Source organism: Vibrio sp. S9_S30 (assembly GCF_014694455.1).
Taxonomy (GTDB): Bacteria; Pseudomonadota; Gammaproteobacteria; order Enterobacterales; family Vibrionaceae; genus Vibrio.
In genome coordinates this window covers 13,213-39,535 of record NZ_JAAUWT010000028.1, presented here as the reverse complement: position 1 = coordinate 39,535, position 26,323 = coordinate 13,213, and the positions used below count along the sequence as shown (strand labels likewise).

23 protein-coding genes are annotated in these 26,323 nt (G+C 46.0%); 9 read left to right on the top strand and 14 right to left on the bottom strand.

What is annotated here, in order from left to right; translation table 11 throughout:
• Nucleotides 1-415 precede the first annotated feature (415 nt).
• The 6 genes from fre to trxA all read right to left on the bottom strand — a co-directional run bounded on the left by fre (nucleotide 416) and on the right by trxA (nucleotide 6,298).
• Nucleotides 416-1,129 carry an NAD(P)H-flavin reductase gene (fre, locus tag HC752_RS22170; protein ID WP_190337384.1) on the bottom strand — a complete coding sequence of 238 codons (714 nt, stop codon included), beginning with the start codon at nucleotides 1,127-1,129 and terminating at the stop codon, nucleotides 416-418.
• 9 nt (nucleotides 1,130-1,138) lie between these two features.
• Nucleotides 1,139-1,411 (bottom strand): 2Fe-2S iron-sulfur cluster-binding protein, encoded by a 273-nt coding sequence (locus HC752_RS22165; RefSeq protein ID WP_190337383.1) that lies wholly within the window; start codon nucleotides 1,409-1,411, stop codon nucleotides 1,139-1,141.
• On the bottom strand, nucleotides 1,390-3,270 hold the full coding sequence (ubiD, locus tag HC752_RS22160) for a 4-hydroxy-3-polyprenylbenzoate decarboxylase (RefSeq protein WP_190337382.1): 1,881 nt from the start codon (nucleotides 3,268-3,270) through the stop codon (nucleotides 1,390-1,392). Before ubiD ends, HC752_RS22165 begins: the two co-directional genes overlap by 22 nt.
• Nucleotides 3,271-3,391: 121 nt before the next feature.
• On the bottom strand, nucleotides 3,392-4,393 hold the full coding sequence (locus HC752_RS22155; RefSeq protein WP_190337381.1) for a hypothetical protein: 1,002 nt from the start codon (nucleotides 4,391-4,393) through the stop codon (nucleotides 3,392-3,394).
• A gap of 114 nt (nucleotides 4,394-4,507) precedes the next feature.
• Entirely contained in the window at nucleotides 4,508-5,767 is a 1,260-nt protein-coding gene (gene rho / locus HC752_RS22150; protein ID WP_190337380.1) for a transcription termination factor Rho, read from the bottom strand.
• A 204-nt stretch (nucleotides 5,768-5,971) separates the two neighbouring features.
• A complete protein-coding gene (gene trxA, locus HC752_RS22145; protein WP_190337379.1) occupies nucleotides 5,972-6,298 on the bottom strand; it encodes a thioredoxin TrxA in 327 nt (108 codons plus the stop codon).
• Between the two features lie 112 nt (nucleotides 6,299-6,410).
• On the opposite strand from trxA, the gene rhlB reads away from it, so the two are divergent.
• Nucleotides 6,411-7,706: an ATP-dependent RNA helicase RhlB gene (rhlB, locus tag HC752_RS22140; RefSeq protein ID WP_190337378.1), complete on the top strand. Its 1,296-nt coding sequence runs from the start codon at nucleotides 6,411-6,413 to the stop codon at nucleotides 7,704-7,706.
• A gap of 18 nt (nucleotides 7,707-7,724) precedes the next feature.
• Nucleotides 7,725-9,218, top strand: coding sequence for a guanosine-5'-triphosphate,3'-diphosphate diphosphatase (gene gppA / locus HC752_RS22135; RefSeq protein WP_190337377.1), 1,494 nt, complete (start codon nucleotides 7,725-7,727; stop codon nucleotides 9,216-9,218).
• Between the two features lie 193 nt (nucleotides 9,219-9,411).
• On the opposite strand, the gene HC752_RS22130 is transcribed toward gppA, so the two are convergent.
• From HC752_RS22130 to HC752_RS22115, 4 genes are all read right to left on the bottom strand, one after another.
• Nucleotides 9,412-10,392, bottom strand: a complete 981-nt coding sequence (locus HC752_RS22130) for a TauD/TfdA family dioxygenase (RefSeq protein WP_190337376.1) — start codon at nucleotides 10,390-10,392, stop codon at nucleotides 9,412-9,414.
• Between the two features lie 298 nt (nucleotides 10,393-10,690).
• Nucleotides 10,691-11,755, bottom strand: a complete 1,065-nt coding sequence (locus HC752_RS22125; RefSeq protein ID WP_238930598.1) for a TRAP transporter substrate-binding protein — start codon at nucleotides 11,753-11,755, stop codon at nucleotides 10,691-10,693.
• 136 nt (nucleotides 11,756-11,891) lie between these two features.
• Nucleotides 11,892-13,181, bottom strand: coding sequence for a TRAP transporter large permease (locus HC752_RS22120; RefSeq protein WP_190337375.1), 1,290 nt, complete (start codon nucleotides 13,179-13,181; stop codon nucleotides 11,892-11,894).
• A 3-nt stretch (nucleotides 13,182-13,184) separates the two neighbouring features.
• Entirely contained in the window at nucleotides 13,185-13,718 is a 534-nt protein-coding gene (locus tag HC752_RS22115) for a TRAP transporter small permease (protein WP_190337374.1), read from the bottom strand.
• A 329-nt stretch (nucleotides 13,719-14,047) separates the two neighbouring features.
• On the opposite strand from HC752_RS22115, the gene HC752_RS22110 reads away from it, so the two are divergent.
• Nucleotides 14,048-14,782 carry a GntR family transcriptional regulator gene (locus HC752_RS22110; protein ID WP_190337373.1) on the top strand — a complete coding sequence of 245 codons (735 nt, stop codon included), beginning with the start codon at nucleotides 14,048-14,050 and terminating at the stop codon, nucleotides 14,780-14,782.
• 64 nt (nucleotides 14,783-14,846) lie between these two features.
• Nucleotides 14,847-15,956, top strand: coding sequence for a Gfo/Idh/MocA family protein (locus HC752_RS22105; RefSeq protein WP_190337372.1), 1,110 nt, complete (start codon nucleotides 14,847-14,849; stop codon nucleotides 15,954-15,956).
• 132 nt (nucleotides 15,957-16,088) lie between these two features.
• Here the strand turns inward: HC752_RS22105 and HC752_RS22100 are convergent, their stop codons facing one another.
• The 3 genes from HC752_RS22100 to recQ all read right to left on the bottom strand — a co-directional run bounded on the left by HC752_RS22100 (nucleotide 16,089) and on the right by recQ (nucleotide 19,245).
• Entirely contained in the window at nucleotides 16,089-16,754 is a 666-nt protein-coding gene (locus HC752_RS22100; protein WP_190337371.1) for a 7-cyano-7-deazaguanine/7-aminomethyl-7-deazaguanine transporter, read from the bottom strand.
• 245 nt (nucleotides 16,755-16,999) lie between these two features.
• Nucleotides 17,000-17,326: a DUF3630 family protein gene (locus HC752_RS22095; protein ID WP_190337370.1), complete on the bottom strand. Its 327-nt coding sequence runs from the start codon at nucleotides 17,324-17,326 to the stop codon at nucleotides 17,000-17,002.
• An 80-nt stretch (nucleotides 17,327-17,406) separates the two neighbouring features.
• On the bottom strand, nucleotides 17,407-19,245 hold the full coding sequence (gene recQ / locus HC752_RS22090; RefSeq protein ID WP_190337369.1) for an ATP-dependent DNA helicase RecQ: 1,839 nt from the start codon (nucleotides 19,243-19,245) through the stop codon (nucleotides 17,407-17,409).
• A gap of 225 nt (nucleotides 19,246-19,470) precedes the next feature.
• Between recQ and rarD the strand changes: the two genes are divergently transcribed.
• Nucleotides 19,471-20,364: an EamA family transporter RarD gene (rarD, locus tag HC752_RS22085; protein ID WP_190337368.1), complete on the top strand. Its 894-nt coding sequence runs from the start codon at nucleotides 19,471-19,473 to the stop codon at nucleotides 20,362-20,364.
• A 31-nt stretch (nucleotides 20,365-20,395) separates the two neighbouring features.
• Nucleotides 20,396-21,061, top strand: coding sequence for a LysE family translocator (locus HC752_RS22080; RefSeq protein ID WP_190337367.1), 666 nt, complete (start codon nucleotides 20,396-20,398; stop codon nucleotides 21,059-21,061).
• A gap of 811 nt (nucleotides 21,062-21,872) precedes the next feature.
• On the opposite strand, the gene uvrD is transcribed toward HC752_RS22080, so the two are convergent.
• Entirely contained in the window at nucleotides 21,873-24,044 is a 2,172-nt protein-coding gene (gene uvrD / locus HC752_RS22075) for a DNA helicase II (RefSeq protein WP_190337366.1), read from the bottom strand.
• Between the two features lie 275 nt (nucleotides 24,045-24,319).
• On the opposite strand from uvrD, the gene HC752_RS22070 reads away from it, so the two are divergent.
• From HC752_RS22070 to HC752_RS22060, 3 genes are all read left to right on the top strand, one after another.
• Complete coding sequence (locus HC752_RS22070; RefSeq protein WP_190337365.1) at nucleotides 24,320-24,580, top strand: BufA1 family periplasmic bufferin-type metallophore; 261 nt, start codon at nucleotides 24,320-24,322, stop codon at nucleotides 24,578-24,580.
• A gap of 148 nt (nucleotides 24,581-24,728) precedes the next feature.
• Complete coding sequence (bufB, locus tag HC752_RS22065; protein ID WP_190337364.1) at nucleotides 24,729-25,577, top strand: MNIO family bufferin maturase; 849 nt, start codon at nucleotides 24,729-24,731, stop codon at nucleotides 25,575-25,577.
• On the top strand, nucleotides 25,558-26,322 hold the full coding sequence (locus HC752_RS22060; protein ID WP_190337363.1) for an HvfC/BufC N-terminal domain-containing protein: 765 nt from the start codon (nucleotides 25,558-25,560) through the stop codon (nucleotides 26,320-26,322). Before bufB ends, HC752_RS22060 begins: the two co-directional genes overlap by 20 nt.
• Nucleotide 26,323: the final 1 nt, after the last annotated feature.

Below are 26,323 nucleotides of genomic sequence, written 5' to 3'. Positions count from 1 at the left end.
GGTTTCCAAAAGAAGTCTTGGTTGGTCACTCAGTTCATTGAAACCTAAATTGTTTCCTAAGAAACATTTTGGATTATCATCAACGAGTGCCCACACAGATTGATAGGTCTATATTGTTAAAGAGCGTTGCTTTTCGAGAAGTTTTCTTCTCAAAGCGGAGGTGAATTCTAGCGAGATAATTTGAAGAGTCAAACACTTTTTCAAATTTATTTTCTCAGAACTTTTCCTCTCTCTAGCACTGCTGAAGCCTTGTAGCGTCTGCCGTGTCAGTGAGGCGGCATTATAGGGAGATTAATAAAGCACGCAAGACCTTTTTAATAAAAAATCGAAAAAAATACGTTTTCGATGAATAATCCATCAAAAACGAAAAAAGAGGGTTAAAAAACCCTCTTTTCTATCTATTTATCTCGATTAATTAGATAAATGCATAGGCGTCAGCGTACATCTGATCTCGCTTAGCTTGTTTAGATTGCGTAAATTGCTCTCTTGCTGCGCCGGCCATTTCAAAGCGACCTGCAATATAGATATCGACATTCTCTAAACTATTGAAGTCAGCTTCTACTGCTTGAAGCACGTTGCCTAACTTTCCAGACCAGTTTGCATCGGCTTCTTCTACTACGGGAATGAAGTGCACATTGCTGTTGGCGTTAGCGATTTCGATCAACTCTTCTTTAGCGTAGAGCTGACATTCATCTTTCGCTCCCCAGTAAAGGTGGATTGTGTTGCTCAATTTTTGACTGACGCAATGATCAAGTATAGAGCGCACGTAGCTGAACCCTGTTCCTCCTGCTATCAGCAATATATCGTGGGTGCTCTCTTCGCGCACCCACGCATCACCATGTGGAGCATCAATTGCGATCTCACTACCGTCTTCAAGCGCTTTTTTCATTGCTTCGACGACTTCTATGGCGTAAGCGTTGTGTTCGGCGGCACCAATGTGAAGCTCTAGTTCGCCCTCATGGCGACATGGGCTGCTTGCAATTGAAAATGGACGTTTGTCTTTTTCACCCATTTCAACAAGCAGATACTGCCCCGCTTTAAAGTTTACGGGTTGTTCTGGGTGCAACAGTATTTGATAAGTATTGCACGCCAAAGGCTCAATGGACTTTACTTGGCATTTAATGGTCATGGTTTCCTCTTACTCACTTTCAAATGTGAGCAGTAAATCACTTTCGGCGTATGCCTGACATGGGAAGATCCAACCGTGAGCTTTTTCTCTTTCTGTAAGTATAGGCTCAAGGTGATAACTGACTTCCCCTTCTAATTTTCTACACATGCACATGGCACATGCGCCTACTGTGCAACGGTGCGGAAGGCGATAATGATTATTGAGCGCGGCTTCCAGTATCGTTTGCCCAGTAGGAACTTCAAATACCCATTGCTGGGGCATTATGGTGACGGTTTGAGCCATTCTATTCCTAGTTGCTCCCAAATCTCATCAACTTTCGCGACTACCGAAGCATCTTTCTTAATTGGGCGCCCCCATTCTCGCTGCGTTTCTTCCCCTTCCTGCTTATTAGTGGCATCCAAACCCATTTGAGTCGTCGGAAGATCGGCTTTCTTCATCATCAGCGTGTCACGAGCGGGATCCATACGCGTGGTAATCGCCCAAATAACATCATTCCAATCTCTTACATTCACGTCGTCATCGCAAATGATGATGTATTGAAGATGGATGTGCGCCTCAAACTCTTCCCAAAGTGCGTTCATCAAATGATGACCTTGCCATGCTTTACTTTTATTGATGCTCACGATTGCCATGCTTCTGCCGTTTGCGGCTTCGGGTAAATACAGGTCAACCAGCTCTGGATGTTTCTGTTTGAATTGCGACACCAATTTATCTACCCCTTCCCCCTCTGGTGTTGCTTCTTTAGGTTTCGATGAAACCAACAATTCCGCTTCCCATTTGATGGTGGCATCTAAACCCATTTTCGATCCGAGCCCTACCACTGGCGAGGCAAAATCTAATGAATCAATGGGTGTGTTTTCTATCATAACGGTATCGTGAACGGGATCCATCTGCGTTGTCATGGCACGAACCACGTCATTCCAGTCACGAGTATTCACACTTTCATCAACTACGATGACGAATTTGGTATACATGAATTGACGAAGGAAAGACCAGACTCCCATCATGACGCGTTTTGCATGTCCCGGGTATTGCTTCTTCATCGATACAACCGCCATTCGGTACGAACAGCCTTCTGGCGGAAGGTAGAAGTCGACAATCTCTGGAAACTGCTTTTGTAAGATAGGGACGAACACCTCGTTCAGAGCAACACCCAAAACGGCTGGCTCATCTGGTGGGCGACCTGTATAGGTGCTGTGATAAATGGGGTTTTCGCGCATGGTCACATGAGTTACCGTAAATACGTGGTGTTTCTCCACTTCATTATAGTAACCGGTGTGATCGCCGTAAGGACCTTCATCGGCGTATTCATTTGGGTCGATGTAACCTTCCAATACAATTTCTGCACTGGCAGGAACCTCTAGCTCGTTACTGACCGATTTTACGACTTCGGTTTTACTGCCTCGAAGTAAGCCAGCAAAAGCATACTCAGACAAAGTATCCGGTACTGGTGTCACGGCACCAAGTATGGTCGCCGGATCCGCTCCAAAGGCGACCGATACAGGGAAAGCTTCGCCAGGATTGGTTTCCATCCAGTCACGTAAGTCCAATGCGCCACCACGATGAGCAAGCCAGCGCATGATGACTTTGTTCTTACTGATCTTTTGCTGGCGGTAAATCCCTAGGTTCTGGCGCTTCTTGCTCGGACCTTTGGTGACGGTTAATCCCCAAGTCAAAAGCGGTGCAACATCATCTGCCCAACAGCTCATTACTGGGAGTTTATCTAAATCCACTTGCTCCCCAGACCAAACTATTTGTTGGCAGGGCGCTTTTCGTAAACGTTTTGCGGGCATATTCAGCACTTGGCGAAAGACAGGGAGCTTCTCTAAAGCGTCTTTAAACCCTTTTGGTGGCTCTGGTTCTTTGAGGTACGCCAACAATTTACCGACCTCTCGCAACTCGGATACGTCATTGCGCCCCATCCCTATCGCCACTCGCTCTGTTGTCCCAAACAAGTTTGTTAATACAGGAACATCGTAGCCAATCGGTTTTTCAAACAATAAGGCAGGACCACCAGCACGCAAGGTACGATCGCTGATTTCGGTCATTTCGTAATGTGGGTCAACAGGGTGAGTAATGCGTTTTAATAACCCCCCTTTTTCAAGGCGTTCAATAAAATCGCGTAAATCCTTAAAACTCATAGACGTTTCTTGTGGCAGGTTAAATTGCGCGCATTATAACAAAGACAAATACAATATACCTTCGTTACCGATAAACTCGCGAAAACAAGAGATACGTGAGTGGCGTAATTGAAGAGCACACCTACTTCTCTTTTGTTATCGAGAGTACTTGAAGCAACGATTGAGTATTCAAACCTAGATGGCTTTCAGCCAATTGCTCAACCCATCCTCTATGCCCATGTTGAACAAGGTTGCGAGCCACAATGGAAGCATCGTTTGACTGCTTGAGTTTCTTGATCAGAAAAGTTTTCACTTCTAACGGTATGGGATCTAAACGTGTCAACTCATACAACGCGGCATCGTGCAGCGACGGGTTATCGCTAGCATGCATGAGTTGCCGAAGTGAAAACTCGCTTTTGATGCTTGCTAGTCGCTTCAATTCTGACTGGCTATGGCTATCCGCCTTCATACGCCACAATAGTTTATAGACTTCCGGATCTTCACTCACTTGCGCTAACCGCACGACCACTTGAGTTGAAGGTAGCCAGTTGGTTATGGGGTTTTGTGTTATTTGCTTTGTCAGGCTGTCCAGCGCTTTGGGAGACAAGCCATCGAGCTCTCGTATCAACAACGCTTCTCTTTCTTTATTTTGTTTGCCTCTTCCTTCGGTTAGCCACTGAGACAAGACCAACTCCGACTGTTCAGCTTTAAGGATAAAGGTCAATATTTGTTGATCGCCATGCCAACGCTTCAATAAGCGGCTGGCGACGGCACTTAAGTCAAAAGCGGGAACTGAGAATTCATAACCGTCACCTTGTTTGTGCACCTTATAGGGCGAAGGACGACCAATTTGTTTTTGAACAAACTTAGCCATTTTAGACGTAAGAATAATATTGTTGTCTTCCATTCTTTCTAACAGAAGGAAGCGCACAACGTCTTGCTGAGGAAGGCTCAGTCTTGGTAAAGCAAACATCAAAGAATCTACATCATCGAGCAAAACCAGCTGATAAAGCTCATCAGTTTTATTGAGGACTTGCTGGTCTAAAACCCATTGCTGGACTTCCTCGTGTGACAGATCTTTTGCTGACAATGGGGAAAACCACAAGAGTAAAGATATAAACCATGCTAACCATCCTTGTCGCATATTCACATCCTGTTAACGATTTTGTTTATTTTGCAGTCATTGTGGATCAGACGCAAATAAAAACACCACCTGAATAGGCGGTGTTTTGTTAAACAATATTAATGCATTTTAATTTTACTGCCGACGCATCGCATCGAAAAACTCATCGTTCGTTTTGGTCATCGCCAATTTATCGATAAGGAACTCCATTGCATCACTTTCACCCATTGGATGAACAATCTTACGGAGAATCCACATCTTTTGAAGTTCATCATTTTTCGTGAGAAGCTCTTCGCGACGAGTACCACTGCGATTAAAGTCTATTGCTGGGAAAACGCGCTTCTCAGCAATCTTACGGTTCAGGTGTAATTCCATATTACCGGTACCTTTAAACTCTTCGTAGATAACTTCATCCATCTTAGAGCCCGTATCAACAAGTGCGGTTGCGATGATGGTCAGGCTGCCACCTTCTTCTACATTACGCGCTGCACCAAAGAAACGCTTAGGACGATGCAGTGCATTGGCGTCTACACCACCTGTCAGTACTTTACCTGACGAAGGGATTACGGTGTTGTATGCACGCGCAAGACGTGTAATGGAATCCAAAAGAATCACCACATCTTTTTTGTGCTCGACTAAGCGTTTGGCTTTTTCGATAACCATTTCAGCAACCTGAACATGGCGAGAAGCCGGTTCATCGAACGTTGATGCAATCACTTCCCCTTTAACAAGGCGTTGCATCTCAGTTACTTCTTCTGGGCGCTCATCAATCAGAAGAACCATTAATTCACATTCTGGATGGTTGTGCGCAATGCTTTGGGCAATATTCTGAAGAAGCATCGTTTTACCCGCTTTTGGCGGAGCAACGATAAGACCACGTTGACCTTTACCTATTGGCGACGCTAAGTCCAAAACACGTGCAGTAATGTCTTCTGTTGAACCGTTACCACGTTCCATTACCATGCGTTCATTAGCATGAAGAGGGGTTAGGTTTTCGAAAAGGATCTTGTTGCGGGCGTTGTCTGGTTTATCGTGGTTGACGGTGTTGACTTTGAGAAGGGCAAAATAACGTTCACCATCTTTAGGTGGTCGAATTTTCCCCGCAATAGAGTCACCAGTGCGTAGGTTAAATCGACGAATCTGACTCGGTGAAACATAGATATCGTCTGGACCTGCTAGATAAGAACTGTCGGCGCTACGCAAGAAACCAAACCCATCTTGAAGAATTTCCAGAACCCCATCACCAAAGATATCTTCACCACTTTTTGCGTGAGCCTTTAAGATGGAAAATATAATGTCTTGTTTTCTTAAACGCGCTAGGTTTTCTAAACCCAGGCTTTCACCTAGTTTCACGAGCTCAGACACAGGTCTGTTCTTCAGTTCTGTCAGGTTCATAGTAGTGGATACTTGTTTAGTCAAAATAGGATCTGTTGTGTTAGTTAGAGAGATTTGGTCACAGGATCGACCAAGAAATGAACATTTGTTTATTTAGCGTGCGACAAATTAGCACTAAAATCAAGCCTAGTCTAGCCATAAAAAAAATCAAAACCGTGCATCTGGATATAGAGCACGGTTTTATGACTCGATTTACATCCGCTATTAAATATTAGCGTCTAAGAACTCTTTAAGTTGAGTCTTAGATAATGCGCCAACTTTCGTCGCTGCAACGTTACCATCTTTAAACAGAAGTAACGTTGGGATACCGCGGATACCAAACTTAGGTGGTATTTCCCCGTTTTGATCGATGTTTAGCTTACCGATAGTGAGCTTACCTTCGTACTCGTCAGCGATCTCGTCTAGAATTGGGGCAATCATTTTGCAAGGACCACACCATTCTGCCCAAAAATCGACCAGAACTGGACCTGCAGCTTGGATTACATCTTGTTCAAAACCGTCATCTGTAAGCTGCAAAATCTTGTCACTCATCTTCCACTCCGTTGTGTTTTTCAGGAACTGGTTGGATGATAACCAGTAAATAGATGCCCTATTGGAATGTATTTACTTTCGTAATGCAAGCTTAAGCTGATATTCTATAGCGATGAAAAAGACGCATATCACAGAGCAAAAGTTCGCCGATTTGGATTTACACCCCCAAATCATTGAAGGGCTTGATAAAAAAGGGTTCGAGTTTTGTACCCCTATTCAAGCCTTGGCGTTGCCGGTACTGCTCACCGGCCAAGACATTGCAGGCCAGGCCCAAACGGGCACTGGTAAGACCCTCGCGTTCCTTACTGCTACTTTCAATCACTTACTGACAACGCCAGAACACGAAGGTCGCACTCCATCGCAACCACGTGCGATTGTGATGGCACCAACCCGAGAACTTGCCATTCAGATACACAACGATGCGAGACCTTTAATGGAATCGACCGGCGTCAAAATCGCTTTAGCTTACGGTGGCGAAAGCTACGACAAGCAACTGGCGACCATTGAGCAAGGTGTCGACATCCTTATCGGTACCACAGGTCGTATCATCGATTTCTACAAGCAGCGTGTGTTCAACCTAAATAACATTCAAGCGGTTGTTCTTGATGAAGCCGACCGCATGTTTGATCTCGGTTTTATCAAAGACATTCGTTTCTTGTTCCGTCGGATGCCCGAGCCGAAAGAGAGGCTGAACATGCTGTTCTCGGCAACGTTGTCATACCGAGTACAAGAGCTGGCCTTCGAGCACATGCACAATCCTGAGCATGTCGTAGTAGAACCAGAAAGAAAGACCGGACACCGGATTCAAGAAGAGCTTTTCTATCCGTCTAACGAAGACAAGATGAACTTACTGCAAACCTTGATAGAAGAAGAGTGGCCAGATCGTGCGATTGTCTTCGCCAATACTAAATACAAGTGTGAAAACATTTGGGGACATCTGGCCGCAGATGGTCACCGTGTTGGGCTACTGACGGGTGATGTACCGCAGAAGAAGCGAGAACGTATTCTAGAGCAATTCACACAAGGTCATGTTGATCTGCTGATTGCCACCGATGTTGCTGCCCGTGGTTTACACATTCCTCAAGTTACGCATGTCTTTAACTACGACTTACCTGACGATTGTGAAGATTACGTGCACCGAATTGGTCGTACTGGTCGTGCGGGCGAAAGCGGTCACTCAATCAGCTTTGCGTGTGAAGAATACGCCATCAACCTAACCGCCATCGAAGATTACATCGAACATCCGATCCCAGTATCCGAGTATGATTCAAGTGCATTACTTGAACATCTGCCTGCTCCGCTTCGCTTGCGCCACAGCAAAATGCAGCAACGTCGTACCAATACTGGTGGAAATGGTGGTAACCGCAAGCGCCATTCGCGTCCGCGCCCACCCCGCCATCAGTCTTAAGGAACACAGCAAATATTTATGAGTCATTCAGCTACTTCGCCGCTTTACGCTGCCATCGACCTCGGGTCGAACAGTTTTCATATGCTCGTTGTGCGTCATATCGAAGGCAGCGTTCAAACCATGGCAAAAATCAAACGCAAAGTGCGTTTAGCTGCTGGGTTAGATAAGGAAAATAAGCTTAGCACTGAAGCCATGCAGCGAGGGTGGGATTGTCTCAGCTTATTTGCAGAAAGGCTGCAAGATATCTCGCCGGAAAACATACGCATCGTTGGAACCGCGACATTGCGCACCGCAACAAATGTGGATGTTTTCTTAGCAAAGGCGAATGATATTTTGGGTTACGACATCAATGTCATTTCTGGTGAAGAAGAAGCCGCCACGATCTACAAAGGAGTGGCTCACACTTCTGGCGGTTTGGGCCACCGATTAGTCGTTGATATTGGTGGAGCGAGTACGGAGCTGATTATTGGTGAAGGTTTTGATACAAAAGCGCTAACCAGCTTGAAAATGGGGTGTGTCACTTGGCTTGAGCAGCATTTTAAAGACCGGCACTTAACCATGACCAATTTCAATACCGCCATTGAAGCCGCCAAAAAGACCCTGGCACCGATTCTAGAGCAGTACAAAGACATCGGCTGGGACGTATGCGTAGGGGCAAGCGGTACCGTACAAGCACTCCAAGAAATCATGTTGGCACAAGGCATGGATGAAGTGATCACTCATGCCAAATTGAAACGCCTACAAAAGCAAGCCATGCTGGCGGATCACCTAGAAGAACTGGATATTGATGGTCTAACACTGGAACGCGCATTGGTTTTTCCAAGTGGCTTATCAATCTTGATCGCCATCTTTGAGCTTTTAGAAATAGACTCCATGACCCTAGCAGGCGGAGCGCTACGCGAAGGTATGGTGTACGAAATGATGGCAGAAATGCGTCAAGACGACATTCGAGCCAGAACCATTGCAAGCGTGCAAGCTCGTTACCAACTTGATGCCGAATATGGGGAATTAGTGGCCGATTCAGCCAATCAACTCCTCGTGCAATGTGGTGGTGAACATTGGATTGCTGAACCACAAGCCCAGTACCTATTATCCTCTGTCGCTAAGCTTCATGAAGTTGGGCTGACTATCGACTACAAATGCGGTGGAGCGCATAGTGCGTACTTACTACAACACCTAGATTTACCGGGTTATACTCGCGCGCAAAAGCATTTGCTGGCAGAGCTCGCAAGGCGATACCGAGAACAGATCAGCTCCTTACCAGAGCAGCATGCGTTGTCGGGTCAAAGTGCCAAACGCGTTCTGAGATTACTCAGGTTAGCCGTATTGCTGACACACAGACGATGCCCCAAACTTCAACCGAAAGTAACATTAAATGCAGAGGGAGACAGGCTGGAACTGTGCGTCGATGAGCAGTGGTTAGAACGTAACCCTCTCACCAGAGCTGAGCTAGAAATTGAAGCCAATAGACAATCCGATATGGGGTGGCCGCTGATACTCAAAGCGTGCTAACTTTTATTCATCTCCATTTTGTCTTAATCTCCATTTGGGGTAGAAAACAGCATAACGCATTGAAGGGAATAGACACTGTATTTTATATACTTTCTTAGAGCCTATTGATTTCTTAGAACCGATTAAATCGACGAAGCCTCGCATTATGCGAGGCTTCCTTTTTGTTCCATGTATTCGGCGAGCGCATAACGGGTTACTTGATGGCAACCGATGCCAATATGCGTCTTTTTCCGGTAAAAGGCTGCCTAGCATGCAAAACGGTGTAGTTGTTTATCAACAACACATCCCCGGCTTCCCAACGAAAGTTGACACAGAGTTCATCCATTGCCGTTTTGGTTTTTTCCATCACTTCCGCATCCATTAAGGTTCCGGTACCGCTGACCACCGCTTGGGTTGAAACATTTCGACTATCATTCCAGCCGTCATACACAGCGACGATAGAATTAAAGAATGTTTTTTCCTGCGTTTCCTGATCAAATCGAATGGCAGGCAAAATTGAGGTCTCTGTTTTCAATACTCCCTCTTTTTCCCACTGCCAACTCATTTTATGCTCACGCAACTTCGCTTCGCATTCTTCTCGGGTTTCTACGTGAAAGGTTTCTTTCCAAGATCGTCCAATAGGTGAAGAGTTATCTGTCACTTCTGGCATATAACGTACATATCGAACGCCTTCTTCTTCGATTTTCTGAGCGAATTCAGGGGCAATCTCGAAAACGCGTTGGCATATCTCAGAGGAATGAAGAATGGACGTCGCTCCCCCTGTTTCAGAGGGAATATCGCAGTAAAAGAAAATGTACCCTGGTGGATTCGGCGTTTGTGCCATTTCATGATGAAACGGTATTTTTTCGCTCGCGGGTGCTTCGTTGGCTGTCACAATTCGCGATTGCGTCACTTGGACACGGGGGGCGGCTCCACCAATGTACGGCATGTTTTCGTAATCCGAATGGTCCAGAAGCTGTTCAAACAAATCCGCATTCTGTACAGGGAACCCTCGCATCAATATCGCACCATGAGCGATCAACTTTTCGTGAATGCTCTCTTTCACCTCAGAAAACCATTGCAACATCGCTGTCGGTTCTAAAGCCACCGCATCGCTAGGCGGAAGAATAACCAAAGGAAACTCACGCCCCTTGACGCTTTTTTGTTCAGGTATATTTCCAATATTTAAAGTCATTCTTTTCTCCAAAATATAAATCAATAGTGAATGAATTATCACCACCCTATCACACTCACTATAAATGTAAATCAATTGTGAATGAATTTACGTCCTGATCACAAAATCCGCGATATGCCGTATCGTGTCTTCGGTATTAAAAGGTTGGGTTCCCAAAGTAATGCGATGGCGTTTGGCTATAAGAGTGGCTGTTTGTGCAGTCATCGGCACAACACAAACAAAACACCTCTCCACCTGATTCAAACCTTAATCGAGCTTCCTGTCGAAAAAGTGCTTGGGTGGAGAGGTCGAGGTATTTTTATTTCAATTCAGCCGTGTATGTCTCTTCAATGGCTTTTTCCGCATTACTGGCTTCTGAAACCAGCAGCTCGTAGTACTTCTTGCCTTGCTTCACGTTCTTAGAAAACCATTGGTATACTGGTTGGGCTTTCTCTTTGAATTGATCTTTCTCTGCTTGGCTAGGCACATACAGCTTGCCACCCGCCTTTGAAAAATCCTGATAAGCTTTAATGGATTTGCGCTTAGGTGAGGCAAATGTCGCTTGTTGAAGCGCATAAAATCCATCCACGACGACTTTGCGCAGCTCTTCTGGCATTTTGCTAAAGTGTTCGTTGTTCATAAACCACAATGCCGCCATATAGGCATGGCCATCCAGCGTGACGTACTTTAGCCCTGCTTCTGGGAACTTCATTCCCATAATGTCGGTGATACCGTTCTTAGACCCTTCCACAACGCCCGTTTGGAAAGACGTATAAAGCTCTGGCCATGGGATTGGTGTCGGGCTCGCGCCCAGAGATTTCACCAGTTCTTGAGGTAAGTCAGCGACGACGGTACGAATTTTCAACCCTTTCATGTCGTCTGGGGATTTCACCGTGCGTTTTGTATTTGCAAAGTTACGCCACCCACCGGTATTCCCTATGGTCATCAAGCGAACTTTCTTGCCCGAGTCTTTTAAGATGTCGCGGCGCATTTCCTGTATAAACGGACCACTTAACACTTTTTCAGCGACGCGATCGCTGGATAGGATGTAAGGTAAATCGAGCACTTGCACATAAGGGAACATGTTGGCGGTACCACCGGATGTGGAAACATAAATATCGATAGAGCCATCTTCCAGTGCTTGTACACATTCAGTGCCATTGCCACACAATTGAGTACCAATGAACAAATCCACCGATATCTTTCCATTAGAGCGAGATTCCACAAAATCTTTGAACACGACCAAGCCGTCATAGTCTTCATCATTCTCATTTGAGTTGGCCACGGCTCTCAATCGAAAATCGGCCGCCTGAACAGCGGTTATCGACGACGCAAGAACCAGAGCAGTAAGACTGTTCACCATCGCTTTAGCAAATTTCATCATTTCTTATCCTTTTGACTGTTTCACTTTCCTATTTTACGAATTGCGTACTGGGTTTATTATTATCGCTTTCCTCAGCAGCAACACTTTCAGACCTTACGGTCAAACGTTAAGGTCACCCATCCGGCTGACCTCAAATTCATTGAACTAATCCAAGCCATTTGGGAACCGTCATGGAAACGGATGGGAAAAATGTGATGATAAAAATCACCAAAACCTCAACAGCCAGGAATGGAAGTATTCCTTTGGCAATGGACTCCACCCTTTCCCCAGACACACTGGAAGCCACAAATAACACCAGCCCCATTGGTGGGGTTGCCAACCCAACGGTTAAGTTCACACTCATGATGATGGCAAAGTGCACTGGGTCTATCCCAATCGAGATAAAAATAGGGGCGAGAATGGGGCCAAGAATGATGATGGCGGGTCCAGCGTCTAGAAACATGCCTACGACAAATAGCAAGATGTTAATGGCAAACAATAATATCAGTGGGTTATCACTGATGGCCAACACCCATCCCGCCAAATCTTCTGCGGCCTGAGACAAACTCACCACCGTTTTGAATGCCAATGCAGAACCAACGAGAAGCAGAACCACGGCTGACGACGACGCGGAACGAGAAAAAATCTCGGGTAAATCTCTCACATTAATCGTTTTGAGCATGAAAAGGCTAAGGAATAACGCGTACCCCACCGCAATGGCAGAGGCTTCCGTCGGGGTGAATATCCCCCCTACAATCCCACCCAAAATAATCACGGGGGTCATTAATGGAAGAATCGCGGCGCGCGTTGCTTGCCCACGCTCCGGCCAAGTTGACTTCCGGCTGGCAACGGGAAAATCATGCTTTTTCGCCAATAACATCGTGATCCCCATCAACGCCACACCAATCAAGATTCCGGGAACAATGCCTGCTGCAAACAACGCGGCAACGGAGACTTCCATGGTGTACGCGTAGATAATCATGATGCCAGATGGCGGAATAATAGGGCCGATTACCGAGCTGGCAGCCGTAATTGCCGCCGCAAATCGACGTGAGTAGCCATTCTTCTCCATGGCTGGTATCAACATAGAACCCAAAGCAGACGTATCGGCTACCGCAGAGCCAGAAAGTCCCGCAAAGAGCATACTCGACATAATGTTGACATGCGCCAACCCACCTCTTACATGCCCAATAAAAGCTTGAGAAAAATTAACCAACTGGAGGGTAATACCGCCACGGTTCATCAATTCACCTGCCAGCATAAAAAATGGGATTGCCATTAAAGGAAACGAATCAATACCGTTGTAGATATTTCGAAACAACAGAGGTAAATCGCGATCCATGCCTAGGGCTAAAAGCATCGTACCAGGGGCAAACAGAGTGGCGAAAAAGACTGGGAGCCCAATCAAAAGAAGAACCAAAAATAAGGGCAAAAAGAGAACCAGCATGACTTACCCCCTCGCCGCTTCAGTATCGGACGATTGAACGCTGACACCTAAAATATGTTTAAGGATCAGCTCCACATTCACCATCAACATGGTAATGAAGCACACTGGCATAGCGAGGTAAATCCAAGCGCGGGATAGTTGAAAAGAAGCGGCACGGGTGCGAAACCCTCGCTCAAAGAATTCCAAACCCAAGCTAGACAATTGGATCAGAACCAATGCAGAGAGAATCAATAAAGTAAGCTTAAGCCATTGCGCTACCTTGCGGGGAATGAAGTCGTGGAGCATTTCTATGGCAACAAACCCTCCCGTGCGGTAAGCGCCAGCGGCAACAAATGCCATCATCCATATCATCAATGCCCTTGCCATTTCCTCTGGCCAAGGCAATGCATTCGACAGTATGTAACGACAAAATACCTGCAATAAAATGGTGGCGACCATTGCAAACACTAAAACCCAAGCGATTTGACGCCCCACCCAAATCATGCGGTTATTGACCGCCTCAAGAAGCTGCAAGCTTCCATGCAATACCTTATTCATTAACCCTCCTCCAGCGATAATCCATTACCAGCATTCACTGCCACATAGGTGATTTTTAGAAACAGAAGAGCTAACAATACGAAAATGGTTGAACATCACATATTTCACCCAACATGCCTTATACGGCTAAAATCGCTTTGACCTTTGGCAATTAGCCCTTCCCTCCGAATAAAATCACTTTCATTCACAATTCATTTATTTTTTTAGTTTGCAAGATTACCCTAACAGTGTATTCTCACAATGTAAATCAAATGTGAATGAATTGATGCAAAAATGAGTATCTGTTTTAATTCAAGCTAGTTACACACTTCGGAAAATTCGAGAAAAAAATGGCTATTGATTTTCAGTCCAACACAGGACAAAACAAACAAAAGAAGCGCCCAAAGTACGTTCAAGTCAGTGAATTGTTGATACGTGAGATCAATGCCGGACATTGGAGGGCGGGTGAAAGGCTGCCAGTAGAAGCAGAATTGGCGGTAGAGTTAAAGGTTGCGGTAGGCACCCTGAGAAAAGCACTCACTTTGCTAGAACAAGACGGTCTTCTGGAGCGCCGTCAGGGCAGCGGTACGTATGTAAAAAGCCCACCGAAAGATGCCATTTACCAGCTGTTTCGCTTAGAGCTACTGGAAGGTGGCGGCACGCCGCATGCCAATACATTAACAGTGCGTAAAGAACAAAACCCCAGTGTCGCTTCACATTTCAATGTGTCACAAGAGCATTATTTTTGGCGAATTGAACGCCAGCGATTTCTCAATAATACGGTCATTGCAGCAGAAGAAATGTGGATCCGTGCCGAACACTGCGATTCCCTCAGCCCTGATGAGTTGGATGAATCCCTTTACCGACACTATCGCGAACATTTTGATTTTTGGATAAGCCGTGTTGAAGACCGTATTAGTGTTAAGCAAGCGGATTTATGGGCAACAGAAATACTGGGGATTGCCCCTAACACAATGATCGGTTGGATTGAGCGCATCAGTTGGTCAGACGACGAAAAGGTTGAAGAGTATTCAAGAACTTGGTTTAACCCCGCAACCTGCCACTATGTTTCGCGCATGTCTTAAGATTATCTGTCTTAAGGGCTCTCAATGCTCTTGAGGCAAAACCTCAAAATTCAAAGGAGTTGATATGACCATTCGCTATGCCATCATTGGGTGCGGTATGATGGGACAAGAGCACATTCGTAATATTCATCTATTGCCTAATGCCAGTATTTCCGCTGTTTTTGAACCCGACGAGAGCATGAGAAAAGCCATTCATGCCTTGGACGGTTCCATTATATTTGAACCATCCACTGACTCACTCCTTAAACGTCAAGACATCGATGCCATATTGATTGCCAGTCCAAACCACTGCCATGCAGATCAATTATTGCAGGTCATCGAACACACTCGCTTACCCATATTGGTTGAAAAGCCGGTGGTCACGACATTGGAACAAGCCCACCAAATTCGCTCTGCTGTTGCGAAATACCCTGCACCACTTTGGGTTGCAATGGAATACCGCTACATGCCGCCGATTACGAAACTGCTCGATCTTATCAATGACAACCACGCTGGCAGCGTGAGCCAACTGAGCATTCGAGAACATCGCTTCCCCTTTTTGGAAAAAGTAGGCGACTGGAACCGCTTTAACCGAAATACAGGGGGAACACTGGTTGAGAAGTGCTGCCACTTCTTCGATTTAATGCGTTTACAAACACAAAGTGAGGCGATTCGCGTTTATGCTTCAGGTAGCCAACACCACAACCATATTGATGAACAATATAATGGTGAAGCCCCTGATATCCTCGATAACGCGTATGTCATTGTCGATTTTGCTAATGGTCAACGCGCCCTATTAGAACTCTGCATGTTTGCCGAGGGTTCACGTTATCAAGAAGAAATTTCTGTGGTCGGAAGCCAAGGGAAAGTTGAAGCGTTTGTGCCTGGTCCAACCCGCTTTTGGAATACGGAGCTTGGCAATCCGCCCACCCCCAAAGTGGTGATATCCCCAAGAACCCCATCGGGACCGGAAGAAATCGATATTCCCGTCGACCCAGAACTGCTCGAAGCTGGCGACCATAACGGGTCGACTTTCTATCAGCATCAAAAATTCCACCAAGCGGTCACCAAAAATGGCAAGGTGGAAGTCACCGTTGAAGACGGCTTAAAAGCAGTCATCATCGGACTCGCAGCGCAACAGTCGATAGCACAAGGCAAAGCGATTAGCATTACTGATGACGGCTGGGCATTTTAATCCCTATTGTTTTTATTCCCATTACAATGGATTTTGTCTTCCCATTAATCGTGGTTTCTGATCCAATCTACGCACAAAAAACCAAAAAGGAGCCGACGGCTCCTTTTTGAGTTCAACCTGATAGGCATCAGTTTACGCGTGCTGTGTTTTCAACTCAGCGGTTACAAACGTAAGCTTCTTAACGATGTAATTCAACAGCACTCCGTACATCGGCACGAACAGACCTAAGCTGATGATCAACTTAAATCCGTAATCCACCAGCGCAATTTCCGTCCAATGCTCTGCCATAAAAGGATCGCTGCTTTGATAGAAAGCAATGGAGAAAAACGCCAGTGTATCTAACGCATTACCGATCAGCGTAGAGCAAGTGGGTGCCACCCACCATGCTTTCATTTGGCGTAATCGGGTAAACACATGCACATCCAAAATCTGACCCAGCATGTACGCCATAAAGCTCGCCAAGGCGATTCGAGCAACAAACAAATTAAACTCAGAAAGCGGTCCAAACCCTTGGAACTGACCTTCAAAGAAGACAACCGATAATAGGTAGGACACCACTAAGGCGGGCAACATCACCAAAAAGATGATTTTCCGAGCCAACACGGCACCAAAAATTCGCACGGTTAAATCGGTTGCTAAAAAGATAAAGGGAAACGTAAATGCGCCCCAAGTGGTGTGAAAGCCCAAGATGGTGAAAGGCAGCTGAACCAAATAGTTGCTGGATGCAATGATGATCAGGTGGAATAGAACCAAAAAGAAAAGGGCGTTGCGCTGCTGCGCAGGGGTAAAGTAATTCATATTGTACCTTTTTCGTTTTATTTGGGGGTGAGGGAACCCAAATCGAAGCAAAATGCTTCATGACAGTGAATGAAGGTTGGGGATTATACTGCAACTCGGAGACGGTGCAATAGATGATTTATTAAGCAATCGTTTAACCGCGATAGGTCTGAAAAAAGGGGGGGAGCGGGTGTTTCATGTGAAACATTTAACACCAATATCAATACCGAAGCGATCTCAAATGGCATTGAGTGGGACATGTTTCGTTAAAGGATATTGAAGCCTTTTTGAAAGAGAGCAGCAAGATAATCGAGATCTTCACCATTGTCGTCTTTAGACAGCACTTCCAACCACAGTGATTCGCTGTAATGCTCTGCTTTTAAAAACAGTGGGCACCCCTCAAAATCGATAAGCCATGAGTGAATGTCCGCATCCCATTGTTTTTCTAGTACATCGGCAGACAACGTTTTTACTAGCGCTTCACCAAGTTCTGGGAAAGAGTCGTAATCGAATCGAGGCGCTCGAATAATGATTCGTCCCTGCTCTTTTTGGTATTCCACCAAACCGTAGTCTGTGTCCGTTGCATTAACCACTGTCTTATTACCTACTGTTAGTCTTACTAGATACTGTTCGCTGGTTAGTTACGCTTAACTGGTTAGTTACACTTAACTTATTAGCTACCATTCGTCAGGTGATCCTGAATCAGGTCTAAAAATGGATCGGCATACTTTTCCAGTTTTCGCTGACCAACCCCATTCACCGCCAGCATTTCTCCATAAGAGGTCGGCAGAATATCCGCCATGTCGATTAATGTGGCGTCACTGAACACCACATACGGTGGTAAACCGTCTTCATCGGCAATGGACTTACGCAGCTTGCGCAATTTCGCAAACAACTTTTTGTCGTAATGCTTGTTCACAAGCTTGTCGGATTTCGCGGTCCGCGCAGCCGTATCAAGCCTTGGCACGGCTAACTCTAATGATTGTTCGCCACGCAAAACGGGGCGAGCTTCTTCAGTAAGCTGCAATGTTGAATTGCGAGTAATATTTTGAGTCAGTAACCCTTTATGAATGAGTTGCCGAATGATGCTCACCCAATAGTCGTGGCTGTGCTCACGTCCAATACCATAAGTGGAGAGCTTATCGTGACCATTTTCGCGAACCCGGATATTTTGCATGCCGCGCAGCACTTCCACGACGTACCCCATTCCAAAACCCTGATTGACACGATACACACACGATAGAGCCTTTTGCGCCGATTCAATGCCATCAAAATGTTTGGGGGGATCAAGGCAAATATCGCAGTTCCCACAGGGTTTTTCACTGTATTCACCAAAATAGTTCAGCAGTACCTGACGACGGCATGTTTGCGCTTCAGCAAAGGCACTCATGGCATTGAGCTTGTGAGATTCGACCTGCTTTTGAGGGCCCTCGTCTTTCTCATCCAACATACGGCGCAACCAGTTAATATCGGCTGGGTCGTAAAGCATCATCGCTTCGGCGGGTAAGCCATCTCGCCCTGCCCGTCCGGTTTCCTGATAATAAGATTCGATGTTCCGAGGAATATCAAAGTGCAAGACAAATCGAACATTGGGCTTATTAATGCCCATACCAAATGCCACGGTCGCAACCACAATTTGAATGTCGTCTTTTTGAAAAGCCTCTTGAACATAGGCACGTTCATCGGCGTCCATTCCTGCGTGGTAACCCGCTGCACGAATATGATTGGCACAGAGCTTTTCCGTCAGCATCTCAACTTTTTTGCGGCTACCACAATAGATAACCCCACATTGCCCCTGCTGAGTAGCAAGAAACCGAATGACTTGCGATACAGGTTTGTGTTTTTCTGCCAATGTATACCGGATATTAGGACGGTCAAAACTGCCAAGGTATTCAAAGGGATCGTCCAGTTGCAACCGAGAAATGATGTCTTTGCGGGTCGCTTCATCAGCGGTCGCCGTCAGCGCCATAATCGGTGCATAAGGAAAACGCTGTTTTAGTTCACCCAACGCCGCGTATTCACGGCGAAAATCGTGTCCCCATTGGGAAATACAGTGCGCTTCATCCACCGCGATCATCGAAAGCTTTAAATGTTCGAGCCTTTCCAGAAAATCGCGAGTCAATACACGCTCAGGTGAAACATACACCAGTTTCAACTGACCCGAATTCATGCGGTTGTAGACGCTGATCAGCGTATCGCGGTCCATTGCGGAATGAATGCATTCCGCAGCCACACCGTTGGCTTTCAACTGGTCGACTTGATCTTTCATTAATGAAATCAAAGGCGACACCACCAGCGTCACCCCTTCTTTGACCAAGGCTGGGATCTGGTAACACAAGGATTTCCCGCCACCAGTTGGCATGATCACCATGCTGTCTTTTCCATTCAGCACGGAATCGATGACGTCCTCCTGCCCAACACGGAATGACTGATAGCCGAAAACATCATTCAATACCTTGATGGCATGGTTTGTTTCTGGATCTAACGGCTGAGCTAGAGCGGAGTCGGGCATTCGATTCTCTGAGGGACAGTTGGATTGCAGCGAAGCGTCATATTGTAGAGCGCTTTCACAGCGAATTAAACTTTAAATTAACGTTTGCTGAAGATAAATGAGCCCGTCTCCCCTAGCAAATCTCTTGAAAGGCCAATGAAATTACTAGGGCATTAACAAGGCTATCGATATACTGTGTTTTTCCTCTGAATGTAACGTTCTGTTACAGAAAAGCGAACGATAAGAATGATGGAAGAGCAACAAAGGTCACGTCAAGGCGGCATATTAGCGGTACTTGCCTACACCATGTGGGGCATCGCACCCATCTACATTAAAGCACTCGAAACTGTCCCGGCTCTTGAAATTCTAAGTCATAGGATTATTTGGTCGTTCGTATTCTTAGCGATACTGCTGCAAATAGGAAGAAACTGGCATTCTGTCATCGCGGTACTCAAAAACAGAAAGCAACTGGGATTACTTGCCCTAACAGGGATCCTCGTCGGTGCGAATTGGCTAATATTCATTTGGGCAGTCAATGCAGATCATATGCTCGATGCCAGCTTGGGGTATTACATCAACCCTCTTCTCAACGTCCTTCTGGGCATGCTATTTCTTGGGGAACGCCTGAGAAAACTGCAATGGTTTGCCGTTGTACTCGCCACCATTGGGGTGATCGTTCAGTTAGTTGTCTTCGGTTCAGTGCCAACAGTGGCGATCGTGCTTGCTTTCAGTTTTGGCTTTTACGGTTTATTTAGAAAGAAAATCAATATAGAGGCGCAAGCTGGTCTGTTTATTGAAACCATGGTAATGCTTCCCGCCGCCGCCATCTATGCCCTATTCATTGCAGACAGTGCGACATCCGATTTAAGCAGTAACACGCTCACATTGAACCTTCTGTTGTTATCGGCTGGTGTCGTCACCACACTGCCTCTTTTATGCTTTACGGGGGCAGCAACACGCATCAAGCTTTCTACGCTGGGCTTTTTTCAATACATTGGTCCGAGCTTAATGTTTCTTCTAGCCGTATTGGTATACGGAGAAGCATTTACACTCGATAAAGCCGTCACCTTTGGCTTTATATGGAGTGCTTTGGTGGTCTTCAGTTTCGACGGCATTCGAAATGGTCGGAAAAAGCGATGACGGTCCGTTTTTTCATTCAAGAGTCGGTTAGATGAACGAAACCACGCTATTGCTTACCCTTGCTGCGGTCCATTTTATAGCGCTGTTAAGCCCAGGACCGGACTTTGCGCTTGTGGTACAAAACGCCAGCCGACATGGCAGGCAAACCGGTGTCTACATTGCGTTAGGGCTTTCCGTTGGCATTCTGTTGCATTCAATCTTTAGCCTAACAGGCGTCAGTTACCTTGTTCAGCAATACCCTTCGGTCTTTCAGCTGTTGCAAGTCGCTGGGGGTGGTTACCTACTCTATCTAGGTTTGAGCGCACTTCGGTTTGTCTTTCAATATAGGAACCAACCTACATCCCAAAATACCTCCGCATCCAATATGGTGTTAAGCAATCGAAAACTGGCTTTTATGCGTGGTTTCATCACCAATATTTTAAATCCGAAAGCGTTGGTCTTCTTTGTCAGTCTGATGTCTTCCCTTGTTCCAGCCAGTATGTCATTAACCGGAAAAAGCATCGCACTTCTTATCTTATGGAGCCTTTCCTTCGCCTGGTTTGCGGCGCTCGCATGGATGCTTTCTGCGGCTCGCTTTCAAGCCATATTAAAACGAATGTCACCGTACATTGATGGGTTATGCGGGCTGATATTTACTGGCATTGGACTCAGTATTTTGTCTCAAGTTTTGCGCAGCGTATTCCCTTCCGTCATTTAGACGTAGTCATTGGCCAACAGCCAATGTTAGACGTTGTGCCAACACCCTTGTGAGAGATCTCTTACAAAGACGTAAGTGAACGCGGTTTTATTCATATCAACAAGGGAAGAGAAACAAAATAACTCATTGATATGTATCAATTAAATATTTATCGCTGTTTATTTAAGCAAAGAATTTCTTTGTCAGTCTATTGAGGAAAACCCTCATTCTCTTAATATTAACCGTGTCGGAAGGATACTGACACGGAACAGGAAAAGCCAAGGATTGGGTTATCTTCAGGATGAAGATTTGATTATTCAGGACGAATAATCAGCATGGAACGAAACGGACATTGAACGGACTCATTCGTTATCAGGAAGATAACGCAAGGAAGACAATGGACACCTCTGGGACGAGGCAGGGAATAAACATCAGGATGATGTAAAGGACACCGCTCAAGGAACAAGTGAGCACGCTAACGAGGAATGTTGGCTGATCAGGATAAGATCATGGACACCGCTAGGACGGCGATGAAACGGATTATGCTGAAGGATTCAGTATTGCTATCAAGGATTTGATGCATGGAGCAACTTTAGTAGCCGGATCGCTGCGAGTAAGATTATAACCCCGACGGGCATTGCCCTCGGGGTTTTTCTTTATCCGTATTTTTTCTTGTGTTGGCGCTCTGATTTTCTTGGTTTGCACTCTGAGTTAGCCGCTTCCTACACTTCTCTTCAAAGAACCAAAGAACCGCCGTTCTGAATAGTACCAACATTCAGAGACAAAAAAGCCCGCTTACGCAGGCTTTGGATTTGTTGATTTGGCATGGTTACTACAGCTTTTCTAACTTTGCAAAAGCGGTGACCAACCATTTGATCCCTTCACCGTTGAACGCGACTTGAACTCGGCTTTGAGGTCCACTGCCTTCAAAATTAATAATGGTTCCTTCACCAAATTTCGGGTGCATCACTCTCGCCCCTAATGAAAAACCCGTTTCGTTGAAGTTTTCTTTCACCACTTGCTGGCTGAACCGGCCAGATGAAGCCGGTCGGCTGACTTGCGCTTTCATTCTCACTTCATCCAAACACGTTTCTGGCAGCTCACGAATGAAACGTGAAGGCTTATGGTACTTATCTTGCCCATACAGGCGACGCATTTCCGCGTAAGTGATGTAAAGCTTCTCTTTTGCTCGTGTCATGCCCACATAACAAAGGCGTCGCTCTTCTTCTAGTCTGCCGGCTTCTTCTGCCGACATCTGGCTTGGGAACATCCCTTCTTCTACGCCAACCATAAATACGAGGGGAAACTCCAACCCTTTGGCGCTATGAAGCGTCATAAGCTGCACGGCATCATCAAATTCATCGGCTTGCCCTTCTCCTGCTTCAAGAGCTGCGTGCGTGAGGAATGCCGTCAATTCGGATAGCTCTTCCGCTTCTTCTGGCTTTTCAAATTGACGAGTGGCCGTGACCAGTTCCTCAAGGTTTTCTATTCTTGCTTTTGATTTTTCGCCTTTTTCTTGTTCGTACATCGCGTACAAACCTGAATTCTTAATAACGTGATCGGTTTGGTGATGCATCGGCATGTCGTGCGTATCGTCCTCAAGGGCGTTAATGAGCTCGATAAACCGACTTAACGCACCGGCCGCTCGCCCTGCTAGAACCTTTTCTTCCAATAACGCTTGTGAGGCTTGCCATAAAGTGACCCCCCGTTCTCGCGCAGCAAAACGGATGGTTTCGAGTGTTTTATCCCCCATTCCCCGTGTCGGCGTATTCACAATACGTTCGAAGGCGGCGTCGTCATTACGGTTCGTCATTAAGCGCAAGTAACATAAGGCATCTTTGATTTCTTGCCGTTCGAAGAATCGCATACCACCGTAGATTCGATAAGGTAATCCGGATTGAATCAATGCTTCTTCCAGAACACGGGATTGGGCGTTATTGCGATAAAGCATGGCGGTATCGTTCAGCGCCCCGCCTTTTTCTTGCCACTCTTTGATTTTACTGACGGTAAAGCGCGCTTCATCGAGCTCGTTATACGCCGAATACACAGAGATGGGCTCGCCATCGTTGCCATCGGTCCAGAGCTCTTTCCCCATGCGCTCGGTATTATTGGAAATCAACTCATTGGCGGCCGATAAAATGGTCTTGGTTGAACGATAGTTTTGCTCCAAGCGAATGGTTTTTGCACCGAGAAATTCGTCGAGAAAACGCTGAATGTTTTCGACTTTTGCCCCGCGCCAGCCATAAATGGATTGGTCGTCATCCCCCACGATCATGACACGCGCGTCCGATCCTGCCATCATGCGTAGCCAAGCGTATTGAATGTTGTTGGTATCCTGAAATTCGTCGACCAATATGTGCTTGAATCGCGCTTGGTAGTGCTCTCGGATGTGCTGCTTGTCTCGGAGCAATTCATGTGCGCGAAGCAGTATTTCGGCAAAATCCACCAGCCCAGCTCGATCACACGCTTCTTGGTACGCGGTGTATATCTGGAGGTAGGTTTTGGTGATCGGGTCGTGGTAACAATCGATGTGGCTTGGGCGTAACCCTTCGTCTTTCTTGGCGTTGATCCACCACGCGGCTTGTCTCGCAGGCCACTGTTTTTCGTCGAGGTTCATGGCTTTGATCAATCGACGAAGCAGCCGCTGCTGGTCTTCCGAGTCCAATATTTGAAAATCTTCCGGCAGTTTGGCATCCAAATAATGCGCTCGAAGAATTCGGTGGCAAATACCATGGAACGTGCCATTCCACATACCTGACGCGCTGCCCATCATTAATTCTTCGATACGCCCACGCATTTCAGCCGCGGCTTTGTTGGTAAACGTCACCGACATAATAGAAAACGGAGAGGCATTCTCGACAGCCATTAGCCAAGCAATTCGGTGTACCAGCACACGTGTTTTACCGCTGCCTGCACCGGCAAGCACGAGCATATTTTCGAGCGGGGCTGCGACAGCTTCGCGTTGTTTGTCGTTTAAACCATCAAGTAATAGGGAAGCGTCCATCGTTTTCTACTGTGTATTTATACATAACTGGTCATTATAACCGAATTTCTATCAAGAATAAGGTTGAATTCGCAATAAAAATCGCACGTCACAATCCCCATAAAATCAACAAGTTGAAACGAAAAATATAAACCAATTTAAAAAATCACCTTTTTTATGAAAGATTTGCCGTTCATTCCTAATCTTATTCTGTAAGCAACCTGGCAAACGCTTGCCCATCGCGAAATAGGTTGTCTTTCTTAAAAAAACTAAGGATCAAGTTCGAGGATTGAAATATGAAAAAATCTAATCTTGCCGTTACTGCTGCGGTTACGGGTCTTCTTGCCCTCGCAGGTACGACTCTAACCGCAACTTCTGCAGTTGCAGCAGAAAAAGAGAAATGTTATGGCGTTGCTAAAGCGGGTAAAAACGATTGTGCAACCAAAACCAGTTCTTGTGCTGGCACGTCTAAAGAAGATTTCCAAAAAGACGCATTCATCGTAGTGCCTAAAGGTCTATGTGACCGTTTGGCCGGTGGAAGCAACGCGTCTTCTTAAGCCTTTCCCTCTGAGCCATTTCAGGGCGATGAGCCATGCTTATCGCCCTAATTTATGGAGTGGCTTTGTGAAAGAGGCTTATAACCGCCAAACGCTTATACGGCTTAATAAGGTTGATTAAGTCTTATCGAGCCCACCGGAGAGAGACATGCATAACAAAGTTGGCGTTGGATTAAGAACACCACATTTGGACTTCTTTTCTGGGGAAGCCACAGGGTTAAGCTGGTTAGAAATCCACAGCGAAAACTACTTTCTCCCTAATTCTTTGCATCGCCAGCAACTTAATCGCATTGCGGATAATTACAGCATTAGCTGTCATGGTATTGGGCTGTCTTTGGGTTCGGTGGAGGGCGTCAGTCCATCACATGTGGTGCGGCTAAAACGCCTAATTGATGACTTACAGCCCATGTTAGTTTCGGATCACTTGAGTTGGAGTGAAAACGGCGGTCATTACTTTAATGATCTTTTACCTCTTCCTTATACGGAAGAAGCGTTGGATGTATTTTGTCGGAATGTATTACAAGTCCAAGATGCGATAAAGAGGCCGTTACTCATTGAAAACCCATCGAGTTACGTGACGTTTTCTCATTCTACGATCGATGAATGGGTTTTCTTGTCGGAAGTGCAAAAACGCACGGATTGCCGTTTATTACTCGACTTCAATAACATTTATGTCAGTGCGTTTAATCACGGCTTTGATAGCAATGCATACCTAGCAGGCATTGATGCAACGAAAGTCGACGAAATACACCTTGCGGGTTTCACCATCAAGCAGCACGAGAAGGGTGAAATATGGATTGATACCCATAGCCGCCCTGTCTGTGATGAAGTTTGGGCGCTATTTGATGCTTGGATAAAGGAACATGGTGAACGACACACGCTGATAGAGTGGGATGTGGATATTCCTGAGCCTCAAATATTGATTCAAGAGGCCAGTAAAGCCAGTCACTACTTAATGCAACCTCTAGGAGCGTCTTATGGCACTTTCCCTCGCTGAACTGCAAGGTTTATTCGCCAAAGCGCTGCATTACCAAGCCACAGGTGAGTCCTGCGATGTACTGTCGGATGCATTTACCGCAGATGAACGCCTGCAAATCTACCGCAATAATTTTGTGATTGGTTTGTCTGAGGTGATGGAAGCGACTTACCCCAAGGTTTTGGCACTTGTGGGAGAGGAATGTTTTCAGCAATTGGCACGCCGACACGTTTTGACACACCCCTTAACGGAAGGGGATGTCTCAGGATATGGTGAAGGGTTTGCCGATACCATACGTCAGTTTGATCCAGTGATCGCGACTGTCCCTTATCTGCCTGACATGGCGGACATGGAATGGAAGCTGGATCTAAGTGATATGGCTTTGTCCTTAGCGGAAGAAAAACCTTATCGCTCTTTAGAAGAATTAGTCTCAGTAACCGAAGAGCAGCAGCCATCCATCGTTTTTCATCTTGCTTCAAATATTCAGCTGGTATCCAGCCAATTCGCTGTTTTCTCTTTGTGGGAAGCCCTTGAAAAAGAGGCGTTTGACGGTTTGGATTTGGGCGTGGCCGAGCAAGGCGTCGTTTGGCTTGATTCTGCTCGCCAACTTCATATTGATTCGGCATCGGATCAGGTAATCCAACTTATTCGTTCTTGTTCGAATGGGTTATCTCTGTCGGAAATCGATCCCGACTTACTGGCACATTTGAACACGTTAATGGCATCAGGCTACCTAGATGGGTTCCATTTAAAGAATGACAAATAGA